The organism is Chitinophaga sp. ARDCPP14, from assembly GCF_051362515.1.
In the GTDB taxonomy this organism is placed as follows: Bacteria; Bacteroidota; Bacteroidia; order Chitinophagales; family Chitinophagaceae; genus Chitinophaga.
Window position 1 is genome coordinate 73358 of record NZ_JBKIXB010000016.1, and the last position, 15827, is coordinate 89184.

Annotated in this window: 14 protein-coding genes; 6 read left to right on the top strand and 8 right to left on the bottom strand. The window is 42.9% G+C overall.

Translation table 11 applies throughout. The features are described from left to right. Positions 1-555: 555 nt before the first annotated feature. Entirely contained in the window at positions 556-1227 is a 672-nt protein-coding gene (locus tag ACLHR0_RS30225; protein ID WP_436491533.1) for a hypothetical protein, read from the bottom strand. A 325-nt stretch (positions 1228-1552) separates the two neighbouring features. On the opposite strand from ACLHR0_RS30225, the gene ACLHR0_RS30230 reads away from it, so the two are divergent. Then, positions 1553-3025 carry a LamG domain-containing protein gene (locus tag ACLHR0_RS30230; RefSeq protein WP_436491534.1) on the top strand — a complete coding sequence of 491 codons (1473 nt, stop codon included), beginning with the start codon at positions 1553-1555 and terminating at the stop codon, positions 3023-3025. Positions 3026-3129: 104 nt separating this feature from the next. Here ACLHR0_RS30230 and ACLHR0_RS30235 read toward each other — a convergent pair whose 3' ends face one another. Then, entirely contained in the window at positions 3130-4101 is a 972-nt protein-coding gene (locus tag ACLHR0_RS30235; protein WP_436491535.1) for a GlxA family transcriptional regulator, read from the bottom strand. Positions 4102-4197: 96 nt separating this feature from the next. On the opposite strand from ACLHR0_RS30235, the gene ACLHR0_RS30240 reads away from it, so the two are divergent. The 3 genes from ACLHR0_RS30240 to ACLHR0_RS30250 all read left to right on the top strand — a co-directional run bounded on the left by ACLHR0_RS30240 (position 4198) and on the right by ACLHR0_RS30250 (position 6012). Then, positions 4198-5082 carry an NmrA family NAD(P)-binding protein gene (locus ACLHR0_RS30240; RefSeq protein ID WP_436491536.1) on the top strand — a complete coding sequence of 295 codons (885 nt, stop codon included), beginning with the start codon at positions 4198-4200 and terminating at the stop codon, positions 5080-5082. 73 nt (positions 5083-5155) lie between these two features. Further along, positions 5156-5461 carry an antibiotic biosynthesis monooxygenase gene (locus tag ACLHR0_RS30245; RefSeq protein WP_436491537.1) on the top strand — a complete coding sequence of 102 codons (306 nt, stop codon included), beginning with the start codon at positions 5156-5158 and terminating at the stop codon, positions 5459-5461. Continuing rightward, entirely contained in the window at positions 5458-6012 is a 555-nt protein-coding gene (locus ACLHR0_RS30250) for a dihydrofolate reductase family protein (RefSeq protein WP_436491538.1), read from the top strand. Before ACLHR0_RS30245 ends, ACLHR0_RS30250 begins: the two co-directional genes overlap by 4 nt. On the opposite strand, the gene ACLHR0_RS30255 is transcribed toward ACLHR0_RS30250, so the two are convergent. After that, positions 5998-8679 carry a hypothetical protein gene (locus tag ACLHR0_RS30255; RefSeq protein ID WP_436491539.1) on the bottom strand — a complete coding sequence of 894 codons (2682 nt, stop codon included), beginning with the start codon at positions 8677-8679 and terminating at the stop codon, positions 5998-6000. The genes ACLHR0_RS30250 and ACLHR0_RS30255 overlap by 15 nt on opposite strands. A 204-nt stretch (positions 8680-8883) precedes the next feature. Beyond that, on the bottom strand, positions 8884-9579 hold the full coding sequence (locus tag ACLHR0_RS30260; protein ID WP_436491540.1) for a hypothetical protein: 696 nt from the start codon (positions 9577-9579) through the stop codon (positions 8884-8886). 453 nt (positions 9580-10032) lie between these two features. On the opposite strand from ACLHR0_RS30260, the gene ACLHR0_RS30265 reads away from it, so the two are divergent. Together ACLHR0_RS30265 and ACLHR0_RS30270 are read left to right on the top strand one after the other, a co-directional pair. Continuing rightward, a complete protein-coding gene (locus tag ACLHR0_RS30265) occupies positions 10033-10518 on the top strand; it encodes a hypothetical protein (RefSeq protein WP_436491541.1) in 486 nt (161 codons plus the stop codon). Between the two features lie 78 nt (positions 10519-10596). Next, positions 10597-11136 (top strand): hypothetical protein, encoded by a 540-nt coding sequence (locus ACLHR0_RS30270; RefSeq protein WP_436491542.1) that lies wholly within the window; start codon positions 10597-10599, stop codon positions 11134-11136. Between the two features lie 62 nt (positions 11137-11198). On the opposite strand, the gene ACLHR0_RS30275 is transcribed toward ACLHR0_RS30270, so the two are convergent. From ACLHR0_RS30275 to ACLHR0_RS30290, 4 genes are all read right to left on the bottom strand, one after another. Further along, positions 11199-11933: a hypothetical protein gene (locus ACLHR0_RS30275; RefSeq protein ID WP_436491543.1), complete on the bottom strand. Its 735-nt coding sequence runs from the start codon at positions 11931-11933 to the stop codon at positions 11199-11201. A 349-nt stretch (positions 11934-12282) separates the two neighbouring features. Beyond that, positions 12283-12828: a hypothetical protein gene (locus tag ACLHR0_RS30280; RefSeq protein WP_436491544.1), complete on the bottom strand. Its 546-nt coding sequence runs from the start codon at positions 12826-12828 to the stop codon at positions 12283-12285. A 273-nt stretch (positions 12829-13101) separates the two neighbouring features. Next, complete coding sequence (locus ACLHR0_RS30285) at positions 13102-14814, bottom strand: OmpA family protein (RefSeq protein WP_436491545.1); 1713 nt, start codon at positions 14812-14814, stop codon at positions 13102-13104. Between the two features lie 10 nt (positions 14815-14824). Further along, positions 14825-15820, bottom strand: a complete 996-nt coding sequence (locus tag ACLHR0_RS30290; protein WP_436491546.1) for a PorP/SprF family type IX secretion system membrane protein — start codon at positions 15818-15820, stop codon at positions 14825-14827. Positions 15821-15827: the final 7 nt, after the last annotated feature.

A 15827-nucleotide genomic window follows, 5' to 3' on the forward strand; every position in this document is an offset into this window, starting at 1 on the left:
GGTAGAATTCCGACAAAACAAGTCTGTTGTGACAAAAAGTTAGCATCTACAAAAAGGAGGTCCCTGCTTTCTACTTCAGCCCCCTTTTTAAGATCTGCCCGGCCATCCTGAACACGCACAAATGATTTGATCCCACTCACATTCCGCGAAAACCTGGGTCCCTATAATAAGCCTGTACTCGAAGATCCATGCTCTGTGCCATTGACAACTATCCTGGAAACTATTCTGTAAATACTGGCACTCTTCTTATGAAAACGGTCAAAGCTCACTTCATCCTTTACATAAAGTAGCATCAGCATAGCACATGTAAGACCAATAGCTAGTCCTGCAATACTGATTAAAGAGTAGATTTTATTTTGCGCAAGTGTGCGAATTGCAATCTTGAGGTAGTTTCTAAGCATATAGGCAATATAAGCTCCCTGAACATTTCAATGCCTATGCCAAAATGCAAGCATCTTATTAATAATTATTTATATAAGTCCAAATCCAACAAAATGTCCGATTGAGAACATGCGGTGTACGTCAACGGGCAGCGAAAACCCAGATTGGAAATTGTTAATCGAGTTTATGTATGCTCACATCTGTAAAATAACCAAGCGTTTCCGGTCCAATCCAAAGTCCTACGCTTCCACGCAGATCTTTGCCCTGCTTCAGGTCATTGACAATCAAAGTAGGTTGTTCAGCACCATTGATATAGAATTTGGCCGTTTCATCTTTTACTTCAATTTTCACTTTGATCCATTCAGCCGGCAGCATATCAGCATAAGCCTCGTATTTTCCCGGTGTTTCTTCCCGTGATCTATCCCAGGGGTAGCCCGGCAACGAAACATACTGAGTCGAATGATTCCTCCGTACCTGGTCATTGGCCCGGCCATTGGTTGGACGAATGTAAAACAACTCCATTTTGGAGGTATCCTTACTCACCCGAAAGGCAATGCCAATAAACCCACGTGCGCCTTCCCCGGCATTCACCTGTGGTTGTCCCGAAATAGTTGCTTCAATGATGCCATTATGAAAATCGATATTTTTGAGCAAGGCAACTGTCTTTTCGTTAATGGCGGTGTTCGTCATTTGCAAAGCCAGCGCGTTTTTGCCTTTATAATCTAATTGCCTAACAGTTACCTGATAAGGAATGACGTTATCAGGAACAAGGGAAAGATGCTGTGCCTGAGACGATGCAAATAAAAATGCACTCATTCCCAAAGTAATCAATAAAACTTTTTTCATTGGAACTGATTTTAGTAGATATTTCAATGCTGTTATTTTTATTTGAACAGTAAAGAGATGATGTCCCTGCCAGATTCCATAAATTTCAAAATAAATATTGCCTTCCCAAAACAGGAAAACACCCACCTATGGCTAATACTCAATACATCTTTACACTATCAATTTATCAACCTTTAAAAATTTCTTGCAATTTAATTCCAATAATCTAAATTCGCCTTCGCTAAACATATTAACCCACATCTTACTTAACAACACCCTCGAAATAGTATTTGAAATCCTATAGTAAAACCAATAGTTATCCCATACACATCAATTATAAAATAATATGCTAACAACAAAAACCTTTGGAAAATTATCCATTATCGCCACTGTAACGGCTACACTATTTTCCTGTGAAAAAGCGCAGCCAGTTAAGATTGACAAGTTACCTGCAGGAGGACTAACTGTCACCCCAAACTTAACATTATTAGCGGCTGCACCTGTGTCCACGGATAGCTTAATTGCTTACTGGCCACTGGACAGTTGTCTACTCGCCAATGATGTCACCGGAAACGGGCATAATGGTACTTCTTTTAGTACCACCTTTACCACAGACAGGTTTGGTAGTAGTAAAGGGGCTTATTATTTCAATGGCACAAGCAGTTATATATCTGTGGATGACAAGACAGATATAAAATTGCTTAATACCAACTACACCTTCAGTGCCTGGGTAAAATTGGATAACTATGAATCGTCCTGGGGATCCAGTATTATAGCCAAGCGAAATGGTAGCTCCAACGGGTATGCCTGGTCAATCACAGGATTACTGACCACACCCGGTCTCGTTTCCCTGGGCACTGGTGGTGGATCTTTTAATGCCTACGGTACAAAAGTAGTTACCACTGGTAGCTGGCACATGGTTTCCACTACCTATAACTATGCAACGCAGCAACTGAGTATTTATGTTGATGGAATACTTGATAATATTACCAATGCCGCACCACCTATTAGTAGCACTACAAATAAATTATATATTGGTAGAGACGAAATTTCGTTACCAACAGGATACTTCATCAAAGGAGCATTAGATGATATCCGCATTTACAGGAGATCATTGACTGCTGCCGAAATTCTTGCCTTGTATAATCAGACTACTGCTCCAACTAGCGGTTTAATCGCTTACTGGCCATTAAACAGTTGCTCAGCAGCCAATGATTTAACGGGACTAGGACATAATGGTACTGCTTATAATATCACCTACACAAAAGACAGGTCGGGTATCAATAACAGTGCTTCCTATTTCAATGGAACAAGCAGCTACATTTCTGTAGAAGATAAGGCAGATATCCGATTAACAGCAACAAACTTCTCCATGAATGCGTGGGTAAAACTCGATAGCTATAACTCGTCCTGGGGTTCTGAAATTTTAGTAAAACGAAACACATCTTCTCCTGGCTTTACATGGTCAATCACCGGACTGCTGGCTTCGCCCATTGGTACCGGTTCATTTGGTCCTGGTGGCGGATTTGTCAATGCATTCGGCACACAAGTAGTTGCCCTGAATAGTTGGCACATGGTCAGCAATGTGTATAATGTAAGTACCCAACAACTTAGCATCTATATTGATGGCGTATTGGATAATGTTACCACCGGTGTGCTGCCAGCTAACGCTCCGGCATCCAAATTATATATCGGCAGTGATGATCTCACTCTTGGCACAAATGGCTATTACCTGAAAGGGGCAATGGAAGATATCCGCATATATAACAGAGCATTAAGTGCAACCGAAATTCAACAGTTATTTACTGCTGTCAATTAATGGTAAACACTCTAGTACTTTGAAACGGTTGCAGATCAGGTGATTTGCAACCGTTTTTTATTTCTGCACAGCCAGTCACTACAAGCGCCCCGGTTCATTCATAATTAAGCTACCTTATTAAATTTGCTTCGATAATCACCCGGCGTCATGCCGACTACTTTTTTAAAGATTTGCCGGAACGCTTTGACGTCACCATAACCCACCTCGTACATTACTTCCAGGATTTGTTTACTTGTTGATTCAAAGCTCCGTTTGGCCGCCTCTACTTTAACACGCTGAATATAATCTGCCGGAGAAAGCTGTGTAGCCTTTTTAAAGCGGCGGGTGAAGTTAATCCGGTCCATAAAACAATGCTTTGCCAACTGCTCTACTGTTAACCGGTCACCGATGTGCTGCTCTATATATTCCTGCACGTTTCGTATCATCTGGTCCTTATGATCCTTCAATCCATTAAACAAGATAAAAGGTGATTGGGAGTTTCGATCAATATCGAGCTGCAGTACTTTTGAACAGTAAAGCGCGACTTCGCGGCCGCTATATTTTTCAACAAGATAAAGTACCAGGTTCAGACTGGAATGACCACCTCCCGCCGTATACAGCCCCTGATGTTCTGTAATGATCCTGCTGGTCTGCAAGTCCAGTTCAGGAAATAATGCACGAAAATGCGCTGCAGCCTGCCAGTGTGTTGCACAGGGTGTGTGCCTGAGCAATCCTGTGGCGGCTAAAAGGAAAGTACCTGTACATAAGCTGGCCACTTCGGTTCCCCTGCGATATTGTCGTGTTACCCAATCCAGCATCTTTGTACTTTTTTGTATGCCGAAGTCGTACTCATGATCGAAGCTGGGCAGCAGGATCAGATCTGTTTTAGTAATATTTTCGAACGGTGTGATATTTAACTGGAAAGTTCCGTTCAATAACTTCTGCCGAAGGTCGGTACCTGCCAGTTGGATATGATAATAAGGCGGTTTACCCTGCGCCAGATAAAACTGGTTAGCTTTCTCGAATATTTCGATCGCTCCAAAAAGGGTACTTGGTTTTAGTACGCCATCAGCTATTAAGATCGTTACACTTTTCATATTATAAAGGTAAACCACCCTATATGCACAAACAACCCCTTAAATTGCTAAATGTACACCCCCTCGGAGTCGCCGGTGCGCTCTAATTTTGCTTTCATGAAAGAGATAAATATTCTTGTGAGCGGAGCAGCAGGGCAAAGCGGCGGTTTAATTCTGCGGGAACTGGCTTCGCGACAACAACCGGTCCGGGCCCTGGCACGCAATATAGCAAGCGCAAAAAACGGGACTGATATTCCCTTAATTGAATGGATCGAAGGCGATATGTTGGCCAAAGATACCCTAAGGCCAGCCCTGGAGGGTGTGGAGCGCACTATCCTGATCTCATCGGCAAATGATCGCATGGTGGAAACACAATGCACCTCTATCGACGCCTGTAAAGAGGCTGGTGTAAATCATGTTATTAAATTTTCTGGTGAAGAATCACAGCAAGGCTACGATGCGCAGCAATTTCGTTTTACCCGTGAGCATGAGCAGATCGAGGATTATCTGGAAAAATCCGGCCTTCAATGGACACACCTGCGCCCCAGCCAGTTTATGCAGGTATACCTGCGGGAAACGGCAGCCATCAGCAGGCATGGTGCATTGCGCCTGCCTTTAGCGTCAATCCAGATGTCGCCCGTCGATTTGCGCGATGTAGCGAAAATTGCCGCTTCCTTATTAATTGATGGTGGATACCACGGCCGGTCTCTTCGCATTACCGGACCAGAGGCGCTATCCATGTCGGAGATTGCCCGGATATTATCTGACACCACCGGTAAGGAGATTCCTTATGTCCCTGTAAGCTGGGACGAACGGAAAGCAGCATTGGCAGCTACAGGCATGCCGGGTTACTTTCTTGATGCGCTTGCAGAACAGACCGCAGAAAGAGTAAGCAAGCCGCAAGCTTTTATTGATATCAGCACACATCAATTGTTTGATATAACGCCAACCACATTTGCACAATTTGCAGAACAACACAAGCACATTTTTAAGCAGCAATGAAGAAGATAAGTCTGCCAACGAATTTTGCAGCGTTTATTTACAAAAACAAAAGCACATTTAACAACTAAATATTATGAAAAGCACACAGATAAGTTATTCCGTAAATCCGGAAAAAACCGGTGAACACATCGACCTGATACGCGGCGTATTTGAGGAACTGAATCGCAGTCATCTGACAGAGGTAAGCTATAGTTGTTTTCAAACAGGTGAACATACCTTTATGCATATCGCACAGTTTGGCAGTGAGGCTGCACATCAGGCATTTACCAACCTGCCTTCATTTAAGGCATTCAGTAAAAATTCAGGCGATCGGATTGTCAACAAGCCCGTTTCAATTGACGTGAAGGAAATAGGTGATTACAAAAATAGACTAGCATGAGAAAATTAATTGTAAGCAGCTTTGTCTCCCTTGACGGCGTTGTAGATAAACCCTGGGAGTGGGTCGGGTCTTTTTTTGATCAGGAGCATAAGCAGGACTCATTAACGAAGCTTAAAGATGTCGACCTGTTTTTGTTAAGCCGTCCTACGTATGAACATTTTGCATCGCTATGGCCGAATATTAAAGGGGAGGCTTATTTCGATCACATGAATGCGCTGCCAAAGCTTGTGGCGTCTAAGACCATCAAGGAAGCCGGATGGAATGCGACGATCATCAATGGGGAAGTAACTGAAGAAATTGCCAGGCTAAAGCAAGGACCGGGTAAGCATATTCTTAAATACGGGTTTGGTGACCTTGACAGGACGCTGATGTTGCATCATCTCATCGATGAACTTCAGCTTTGTATTATTCCTGTTGCAGTTGACAAAGGCCGCCGTATTTTTGAAGGTATGGACCCGGACCAGGTCAAACTCACATTGACGGATATCCGCAATTTTGAGAATGGTGCAGCGATATTAACCTATGTTCCATCCGGTTCAAAAAAGCAATAAGAATGAAGCGGGAGAATACTTATTTAAGTTAAAATCAAAGGCCCCGTGCTTTACATTGATCGTTTCTCCCTGTATGTTTCCCCGCAAATCAATTGGTTGAACCTCTTTAACTTTATACCCATCAGGGAGCTGTACGGTACAGTTACCGGATATACCTGCCTGCTCCCACAATCGCAAAATGGTTCCGCTACTGTCAGGATTTTCACCGAATGCCGTTACTAAAACACCGGTTCTTGAAATAGATATGCCCTTCCTTTTTAAAGGTTGGTTTCCGGAGGCCCCTTCTGCTACTCCTGTCAGTAATGACACCCGGGCCTCCCAGGATTTTTGTATTAGATTGGGTACGGTTTCCGTGTGTTGATCTGTTGCCCATATCCGAACTCTTTCGCTCCATGTACCATCCTGCCAAAGAGGATAATTAGTGTTCCACATGTTATTGTAAAGATTGACAAATACCGATGATCTTCTGGGCATATCATCTAAAGAGAATTTCCATAACCCGGGCTCTCCCAAACTGATAAGGGGAGCATCTATCGGCGCAAGCGCCACTCCTGATTTGTTTGCAGCCGTAATGGCAACACCTGAATTCACCGCCATCAAATACCTGTTACTGCCGGAAATAATATCCGTTGCCGGATTTATCGCCCCTCCCAGGCGGCCAACCGTGAATGCAGGTTTATCAACGGCAAATGGGAAACAAAGCCACCCTCCTTCAGGTTGTTTGTATGGGGTTTTAGATGCTACAAACCATTCAACATCCACATACGCTTCCTGTCGCGGAAAAGTAAAAACAATAGTGTAACTTTTTGCATAACCTTTTGTCTCAGTTGTCGATAAAACAGCTACATCGGCTATTGGGGTATGCTGCACCGATAATTTCCAGTCTTCAGGAGTAAAAGACAGATAAGGGATTTTGTCTGCCGACGGCATACCTGGTTTACCTAAATCATCCAGCCCCCACCCTTCCTTAATCCTGCTGTATGCATTAAACCATTTATCCACTTCATTAGCACTGAAGCGCTCATGCAAGAACTGTCCCATCACATAGGCAGAAGAATTATCCACCAGTTGACGACCAGTACTTTTTTCTTTTAAAGATGATATCCCGCCTCTTTTTAAATCGAAAATTGCGGTAAAGAACGGTGTGGTGAGTGTGGTCTTTTCATCAGACGATGTGGTTTCATTTTTCAGTTCTTTTTCGGATATGACAACATACCCGCCCGCAGGAACGTCTTTCACGAAAATGGTTTTTCCTTTTTCCCAGGGTACCTCCACCATTCCTGAACGTTTCCAGGATAGCGGATTATATACTACGAAACGCTTTCCTGCTATATTTGTCGATTTTGCCAATGCGTTTAACCGGGATGTCAGTTCCTTTGTTACGATATTGTTTGTATTTTGAATATACTGGCGCTTTTCGTCATAAGATTTTAACCATTTTGTTTTGCTTCCTATTTTGGTGTTTTCCGCATCGCTATTGGGCAACCCGGAATAGTCCCCATTCAGGGGAATAGGTTCGGCTTTTGCTTCTTCCAACCATTTCTTCCAGTCATCGCCATAGCTATACCGGGGACCATATCCGGCATTCATACCCCAGGTATGCTCACTGTATAAAAGGCTTTGCTCATATGATTCCGCCAGCCTTTGTGCAACTGACTGATTAGATACGCCCCAGATGTTCATTTGTGTTGAAAGTGCATCCAGTACAGATTCCAACGGACGGATATTCCTGGCAATCTTTGATTCCTGTGGGTTTGCCATCAGGCCATGTATCCATGTATCCGGCATATCTCCGGTAACAGTTGGCAAATCAGGTTTTTCGGCAATAAGCGCATTGGCAAAATCATCGAGGGTTCCGAAATGGATTTTAATCCCCGGCATTTCCTTCCTGGCATAGGCTAAAAGATTCGCTATGTCTTTTTCCGAAGGTGGTCCGGCGTTGTCATTCGTCATTTGCATCGCCAGATAATTTTTACATGGCCAGTTTTCAGTTGGCTTGATATCGGAGCCGTACAAAGCGGTATAATTACAAAGTATTTTCGAACCATCAGGGCCTTGCCACCAAAACAATTCAGGCAGACGGGGATACTGGCTGGCAGGATTACAACCCAGCTGCAGAAACTTAATACCCGCATGATTCAATAAGGTTGGCAAAACCCAGGAATGACTCGGCACATCAGTCATTTTTGCACTAATGGTCATTGGTAGCCCGTACTTCCGGGTGACGGCAGACGAATAATAAAGGCCACGAACCAGGTCCTCATAATCGAGCGACTCCGTTTGCATTGTAAAAGGAAGCCCATGTACCACAATCCGGCCATCCCTGATACTTTTTTCAATTCTTGCCTTCCTTTCAGGAGTTTGCAGAGGACCAAGTATCTGTGCCTGTAACGGCCAGCCCGGAACTGTCCAGGCGAATCGGTGATCTTGTGATTGTGTGGAATTTTTTTCTATTATTTCCAATGCCTTATCCATCATTTCTGTGCGATAACGCTTGAAAACATTCTGTGGTAAATCGGTAAATCCTAAGTCAAAATGGGTCTTAAATACCACCCATACGTCTGTTACTTTCGAAATATGGGGAGTAGCTGTTTTTCGATCTTGTGCACCTGTTCTTGTTACGAATAATAAAATAACAACAATTAAAGCATTAACTCTTTTTATCATAAATGGTGTAGCTTTTCATTTCAGAGGCTGACCAATCCCCGGATTTTTGAATACCAGGAAGATATCAGCAACAATTTTCTTCCCCCTGTGATTCTACACTTAATTCATGCGGGAACGGCGCACTAAGCTAAATGATATATCCCGGTAACATACCGTCAAAATTGACATTATCCTATGTTATTTTGCCCCTTCAAAGCTGATTTTCTATTTTATTTTAGGCGGATACATTATAAATGTTCCTTCGGGCAATTGGTAAAACGACGCCGGCTTTTCCAGCTTCACAACACTTTTTGCCATCATCCCTTTTATTTCGCCGTAGCCTCTGTCGCTGTAAACCAACAAAGCCATACCGGGTATTCTTTGCAGGTATTCAAACGAGGGCAAATAAAACTGAGGTAGTTCCGGGCAGTACCACACCGTTGTTTCCAGTTTTGTATCACCCGGCCTTACCGCATCCGGGGTATAATTGATTACTGCACGTTTACAGAGATAGCCGGCTACAGTCATCGTATCATTGGTCAGTGTAATACCACCGTGCTTTTTCCACCGCTCCGGAAAACCCTCACCGGCATGGTAAACATTGGTCTTCATAAATTCATCAAAATTCATCGGAAGCGCCATTTTGCCCCGCAATTCCATCAGCCTTTTGATTTTGTATTCTATCTGCCAGATTGTTTTATCGCCGTTGGGCAAAATATCCTCTGCATACAAATACCCGGGATGAGCATAAACTACCAAAGGTTTCCAACCGGCCTTTTCTATCCGTTCCTGCTCCACGTGCATCGGCACTTCAGATGGGCTGCTGGTATCTGTTGCCTTAATGTAAAAGCCAAAATCTATTTTATAAATGTCTAACAACTGGTTGTTTTTTGTTTGGGCATTGCCGTTTGTAAATGTCATAATTGCTGATAACAAGAGCAATAACTGAAAGATTGGTTGTGGGCTCATATTCCAAAAATAGACATTATGGTGCTGACAAATATCCCTGGATACAGGTATTTTATTCCTTGTATTACTGAGTATCTTTGTAATTTGAAAGAACTATAAAAGTTTTGTTGCCTGCCCTAAACATCAATATTGCTATAAAAATTATGAGACTGCAAATTACACCCTTCGCTATTATTTCGATAATAGCACTGATAGCTACGATTTATTATTTACAAGGTATACAAAACATACCCAAAGGCAGGTATGGGGGCTATATTGTCTTGCTAACAGGGTTTTTATTTGTGATTACATTGGTATTAGATGTAATTTTCAGGCTTACCATCAAAAGCCTTCTAACAATTTGGATTGTAGAAGCAGTATTGGCTTTTATTGGCCTCATTGTCCTTTTGGTTTGACACGGAAAATATGAAACAGATCATTATATCCGGACTTTTAATATTATCAATTCCTTGTATTGGACAGACAGTAACTAAGACATTAAAGTATGGGGGAACTTATACTTATGGAGGTAATGTTGAGAAAGGTCGTATCGGAACAATTTATATTTATCCCGAGACAGACAGCACTATTCTGTTTTATATTGACTTAAATCGTGGCGCTCCTTCATACAACACGGGGTATTTATATGGACGAGTGATTATTAAAAATGACAACGGGACATTTTATACTAAAATTGACCTCGCAGAGAATGGATGTAAATTGATTTTTAAGTTTTCAAGAAACAAGTTGACAATACAGTCAATTGAGGTTAACTGTGGCTTTGGTGGTTTAGTATATGCAGACGGAGAATTTAAAAAAATATCAAAAAAGCCATTGGACTATTTTGAGGATGTGGAAGGAAAAAAGGTTTATTTTAAAACTACAAAACCTGAAGACTACAATAAAGATTAAAGCATACAAAGCGTTGCCATAAAAGGAAAGACACTATTTTAATAGCATTTGCTCAGTAAAGAAAGATATTGCCATAGTATGAAAACATCGCCATCAAATATCTTGATATTTCTTTTCTTTCTAAACACTTCCGCTATGGCACAAGCAGATACTTCTTTTAACCAATTCGAAAAAACGTATACCGCGTTTGTTGATAACAGCACGCCCCTTGCCGCTTTTTCGGTAAAAAAACTAAGTCGAAAGGAATGGAAAAATTCGAACACAAAAACTGCGGATAACAAAAACACCTTAATCACACCTGTATCAAACGGAGCTATCACATTAACCGGAATAAGAGCTGTGGAAGAGATTTATACAACCGCACCAAGGGGCAAAGGAGAACGTGTAGGGCAAACCATCGCCACCAACCTGCAATTTAAGGGACAATATTACGGAATAAAAAGATTGCTTGAGATAAGGATAACGGAATGGAAACCAGCGGAGGTTAAGCTGGTATCGTACCGCGAACTATGGCTGAAAGTAAAATTGCTATACCCGAATGATAATGGCGATAAGGTTATTGAGAAAAGTACCTACGATTATATCAGGCTAATACTCCCATTTGATGATAAGCAATAGAAAAACAATCCACATCCATATCGTTTGGCCATACATTCTACGCCACAGCCCTTTTTCTGAGTTTATGGGCGCTTATATTTTAGTAAATCGGCCTGTTGCTTGTCCTCTTCCGAAAGTGGTCGTCCTGTTCTCCCAGTGATGGTAAGCAATTCCAAATTTGGCAAAACGATGTTTACATAATCGGAGTCATACGTGACCTCTGAGCCTTTGGGTAAACGATAGCCTAGTAAAATGTAATCGTCGGCCAGCGTTCCCCTGATAAATGTGCTATCGGCGCCAATCATTACATCCCCAATACAGGGCCAGCCAAATACCAGTTGTTGATGGGTAAGCGTAACGTTCCATTCATTATGCAAACCAACCCTGATAATATCCGTTACCTGTAAATTAAAAAAACGGGCAGGTTTTGATAAATGAACGGAGTCAATATCGTTCAATTGTGCCTCTTTCCTGTAGTTCATATCAAACTCCGTAGCATAAAAAACAGTATCTCCGGCCGAAAGGACAATGCCGGCTGTAGTTTCGGGCTGCTTCAAGATATAAGTATGTAGCATTTTTTGTGGCCTTACCTCCGGTTTATTGATTCCATTATTTATTAATCCGCCCTGATCCCATACCATTACCACCATCGGAAATAACAGCACAGTAGCGCCAATACCCGAAATCCATCTTATACCCGGTTTGTTATTTCTGTCGAGGCAAGCCCAGAGCAGTAAAAAAGCTATTGGTACAGTAATGTACCAATAATAAAAGGTGTAAAGCAGGTACTTCCCAAAAGGGCCAAAGTTAAGATCCATAATTTATCAGTTTATTGCAGTTGCAATAGCAAGATAGGGCACTATTACGTTTCCTATGGTACAGGAATCGAATTTCCTTTTTGCTAAATTTAAAGCAAATAGGCAACTTAAGCTGATTAAACCTATTGTCATATAAAAATAGTTTTAATCGCTGTCAGGGTGCTGTTACCACATAATTAAAAAAATATAATTGGGATTATTAAAATTTTGATTTAACAATGAATAGCATTCGCACCACTTTTCTGGATCAAATAGACAATGAAATTATCGAGAAAAAAGAAGCTTTGATTTATTTATAAATTTGAATGAACATCAATTATCTTTTTAAGCAGCCGGAAAAACACTGACATCATCTGAGATAATCCGAGTCTAATCCTTTTAACCAGCTTGTCACGTCCCTTACTATTGTATCATCTAACTCAAACAATAGAAATTCAGGATATTTGACTCTTTGATGTTCAGGATGTACAAGAACAATCAATCTATCCCGGTTAACGATTAAAAAGTCATAACAAAACCTTATAAGGTAGCCTATAGCGTCATTAGCTAAGCCGGTTGTTTCTACAACAACAACTTCATGATTATCCAACTCATTTAAGATTACAAAGATAATTTGCTCATAAAAGCTGCTATCACTCAAGGACAGATCCGGAAGATTAAATATCTGCCTCAGATAATCGATTCCAGTAGAATTGAACTTCTTTCGACTTTTATAGGCGGACACTTTTATAGCTCCTTGAAAAAAAGAGTTAATATGAGAAACTGGCGGTTGTGAGGTAGAGAATAATTGGCGCTGGATTCCAGGAATAGATGTTAATATCATATACAGAGACCCATAGTTCAACTGATTTTTCACTCTATATTCATAATTTTCTATCAATAAACCTCGTATCATTTTTTGGCCTTTACTGGAAGATTACTTTTATACCATCCTCTGCAGGATTTGCGCCTGTAAAATTATCATTTTGGATCAGTGATTGCACAAACGTATTATCTCCTGTTTCTAATGTATATTGGATAGCCGCATTCATCCTGTGATTTCCATCTGTAGTGACTGTCTTTATCTATGAAACCCGCAGCTCCTTGTTCGATTGCCATCCACTAATTTAAACTGATCGTCGAATAATACAAGATTAAGATAAGCTTTGGGCGAGCTCTTTTTCTTTCGTCAGAAATCAGTGTTCTCTTTTTTCCTGGTCACTGTAATCTCTGTTCTCCGGTTCGCCTGATGATCCGCTTCCGCGCATTTTACCCCGTTTAAACAATGATTCACCAGTCTTGATTCCCCATATCCACGGGCAGTCATCCTTTCATTGGAAATTCCTTTTGTCACAAGATATTGTACGGCTGCATCAGCCCTTTTACGGGACAGGCTCATGTTGTAACTGTCGCTCCCCCGGCTGTCGGTATGGGCACTCAGCATTATCTTTATCTCAGGATACCTTATAAGCACCGATGCCAGGGAATCAAGTACCGCTGTGGCATCTGGAGACCTGATATAACTCTTATCGAAGTCATAGTACAAGTTAGTCAAAATAAATACCTCATCGGGTTGTGGTACTCCAGGCTTCGGTTTTACCCGGTTTGGCGGGGGAATGCTCGCTGCGGGAGGTTCAACGGGAGACGCCTGGCGGACAAATATATAAATATCATCGCTGCCTTTCCCGCCTGGCCTGTTGGAAGCCAGGTAGCCACTGACCGAATCTGCAGACACAAAATAAAAATCGTCGTAACTGGAATTTAACGGAGGCCGCATATTCACTGGTTCATTCCACTGATCCATAGCGCCAGTTACACGGAATATGTCCAATCCGCCTATGCCTGTATGTCCCCTACTGGCGATGTACAAGTTGCCGTCCGGCCCCAGCACGGGAAACAATTCATCGTCAGGCGTATTGATCACCGCCCCGCAGTTCCTGGGCGCCAGCCACCCGCCGGATGTATCGCGAAGGCAAAACCAGATATCTGCACCACCTTGACCACCCGGCCTGTCGGATACAAAATACAGGATGTTGCCGTCGCCGGTGATGGCGGCATGGCCAGTGGACCATTCTTCTGCATTATTGTATGGGAATGGATAGGCTGGCTTCTCACCGTCCGATATATATAACTCCAGCCTGCGCGTCCCGATCTTCTTCCCGTCTTCTTTTTCCATTTTCAACCTGCCTTCCCGGCTAACGGTAAAGTACACGGAATCCCCATGATAACAGGCAGGCCCGATATGATACTTGCTTACATCTATCACGGAAGCAAGATTGTCTATATTTAGCCTGCCGGGAGAGCCTTCGGGGTTGCTTAGCTGGAATACCCTGAAGTAAGGCTCGCCCGTTTGTCCTGATACCTTCTGCGAAGTAGGTTCCAACCGGTTGAAATTGGAAGTGTAATACAGTTTTCCTTTTTCACGGAAAGCACCCCAATCTGAATAGGTGGAATTAACGGCATCCAGGTTTTGCAGGCGAATGCGCCCCGGGGTTGTCCATTGCATGGCGGAATCGCAGCCGGCAATTCTATTTCGCAGGTCCCTCCTGCCTTTATACTGGCCGTAACTATTTTTGGCAGCATCATATTGCCCAAGCATTTTCTGTATGTCCCCAATCCTTACCAGGAGAGAATCGGCAGAAGGATCTTTCTCAACACAGCCTGTATAAGCAGCGATCGCCTCAGGGTATTTCTGCAACGATTCATAACTGTACCCCAGCCTGTAGTACACCAGCGGTTTGGCTTTCTTTGACCGGGCCAACCGCTCGTATATCGGTGCAGCTTTGCTGAAACGCCATGTTCTAAAGTAGGTATCAGCCAATTGCTCATAACCGGGCTGTTCCTGCCCCAGGCAAGGAACATAAAAAAACAGCAGCAGGAATAGGATTGATTTAACGGGCATGATCGTTCATTTAAAAGTACCTGGGCGATATCTCCCTTTTTTGTTTGTTCAGGAACAGCAGGCCGATGGATATTTCATGGCTGCCCGATTGATAGGAATTAAGCCCGCTGACAGTGAAGTCATATGCATATCCCAGCCGCAACCATTTGGTGGCGTATACTTCCACCAATGCAGAAACTGCATCCTGTCTTTCCAGACCGCTTTGCAGGTTTGTTTTGTCCCATATCTGGAAGCCAGTCCGGTAAGAAACGCCCAGCCACAGCATCTCTTTGATCAGCATAAAGGCGGTCAGGTCAATATTAGACGGACCTTTAAAATCCTCTTTCCAAAGAAAAGAAGGCTTTAATTTGAGATGTTCTCCCATATTAAGGACCGTTCCCGCCCCCATGTAAAGGTGCGGTTCCCTGACGATGCTGGTAAAGAGCTTGCCGTCCCAGTTATATGCCTTCATGCCGGTGGCCTGAAGCAGGTTATTGACAGATGCGGTAATGTAATATTTCGGCGTATAGAACAGTACGCCGAAGGTTGCATCCGGTTCGATGTGGGTGGGCCTGCCCACGGGGACACGCTCGTCGAAATCGTCCACATATTCCAGTACAGAGCCATCCAGCTGATATTGCAGAATACCACCGGTAATACCGAAACAAAGCCGCTTCGCGCCTTCTTCGTCCAACGGTATACGGTAGGTGGCGCCCATCGCTGCTGTAATAGTTTTTTGCGCCCCCATTTCATCGAGCATAAAATTTCCGCTCAGTGCAAGCCGCTCTTCCTTCGCATTGGTCAGCCCGTCTATCGAAGCACCCGTGGTTACCGGTGCGCCGTCTATTCCCCTCCATTGCCTGCGGTGGATCACATTAAGGCTGGTTCCACCCCTATAGCCGGCGTAAGCCGGATTCAGATTCAGCATATTGAAAATGTACTGGCTGAATTGCACTTCCTGCTGGGCTTTTGCAGGTAACAGATACAACAAGCCCCATAATACACACATCAGCATTTTATGGTTCATATCAACT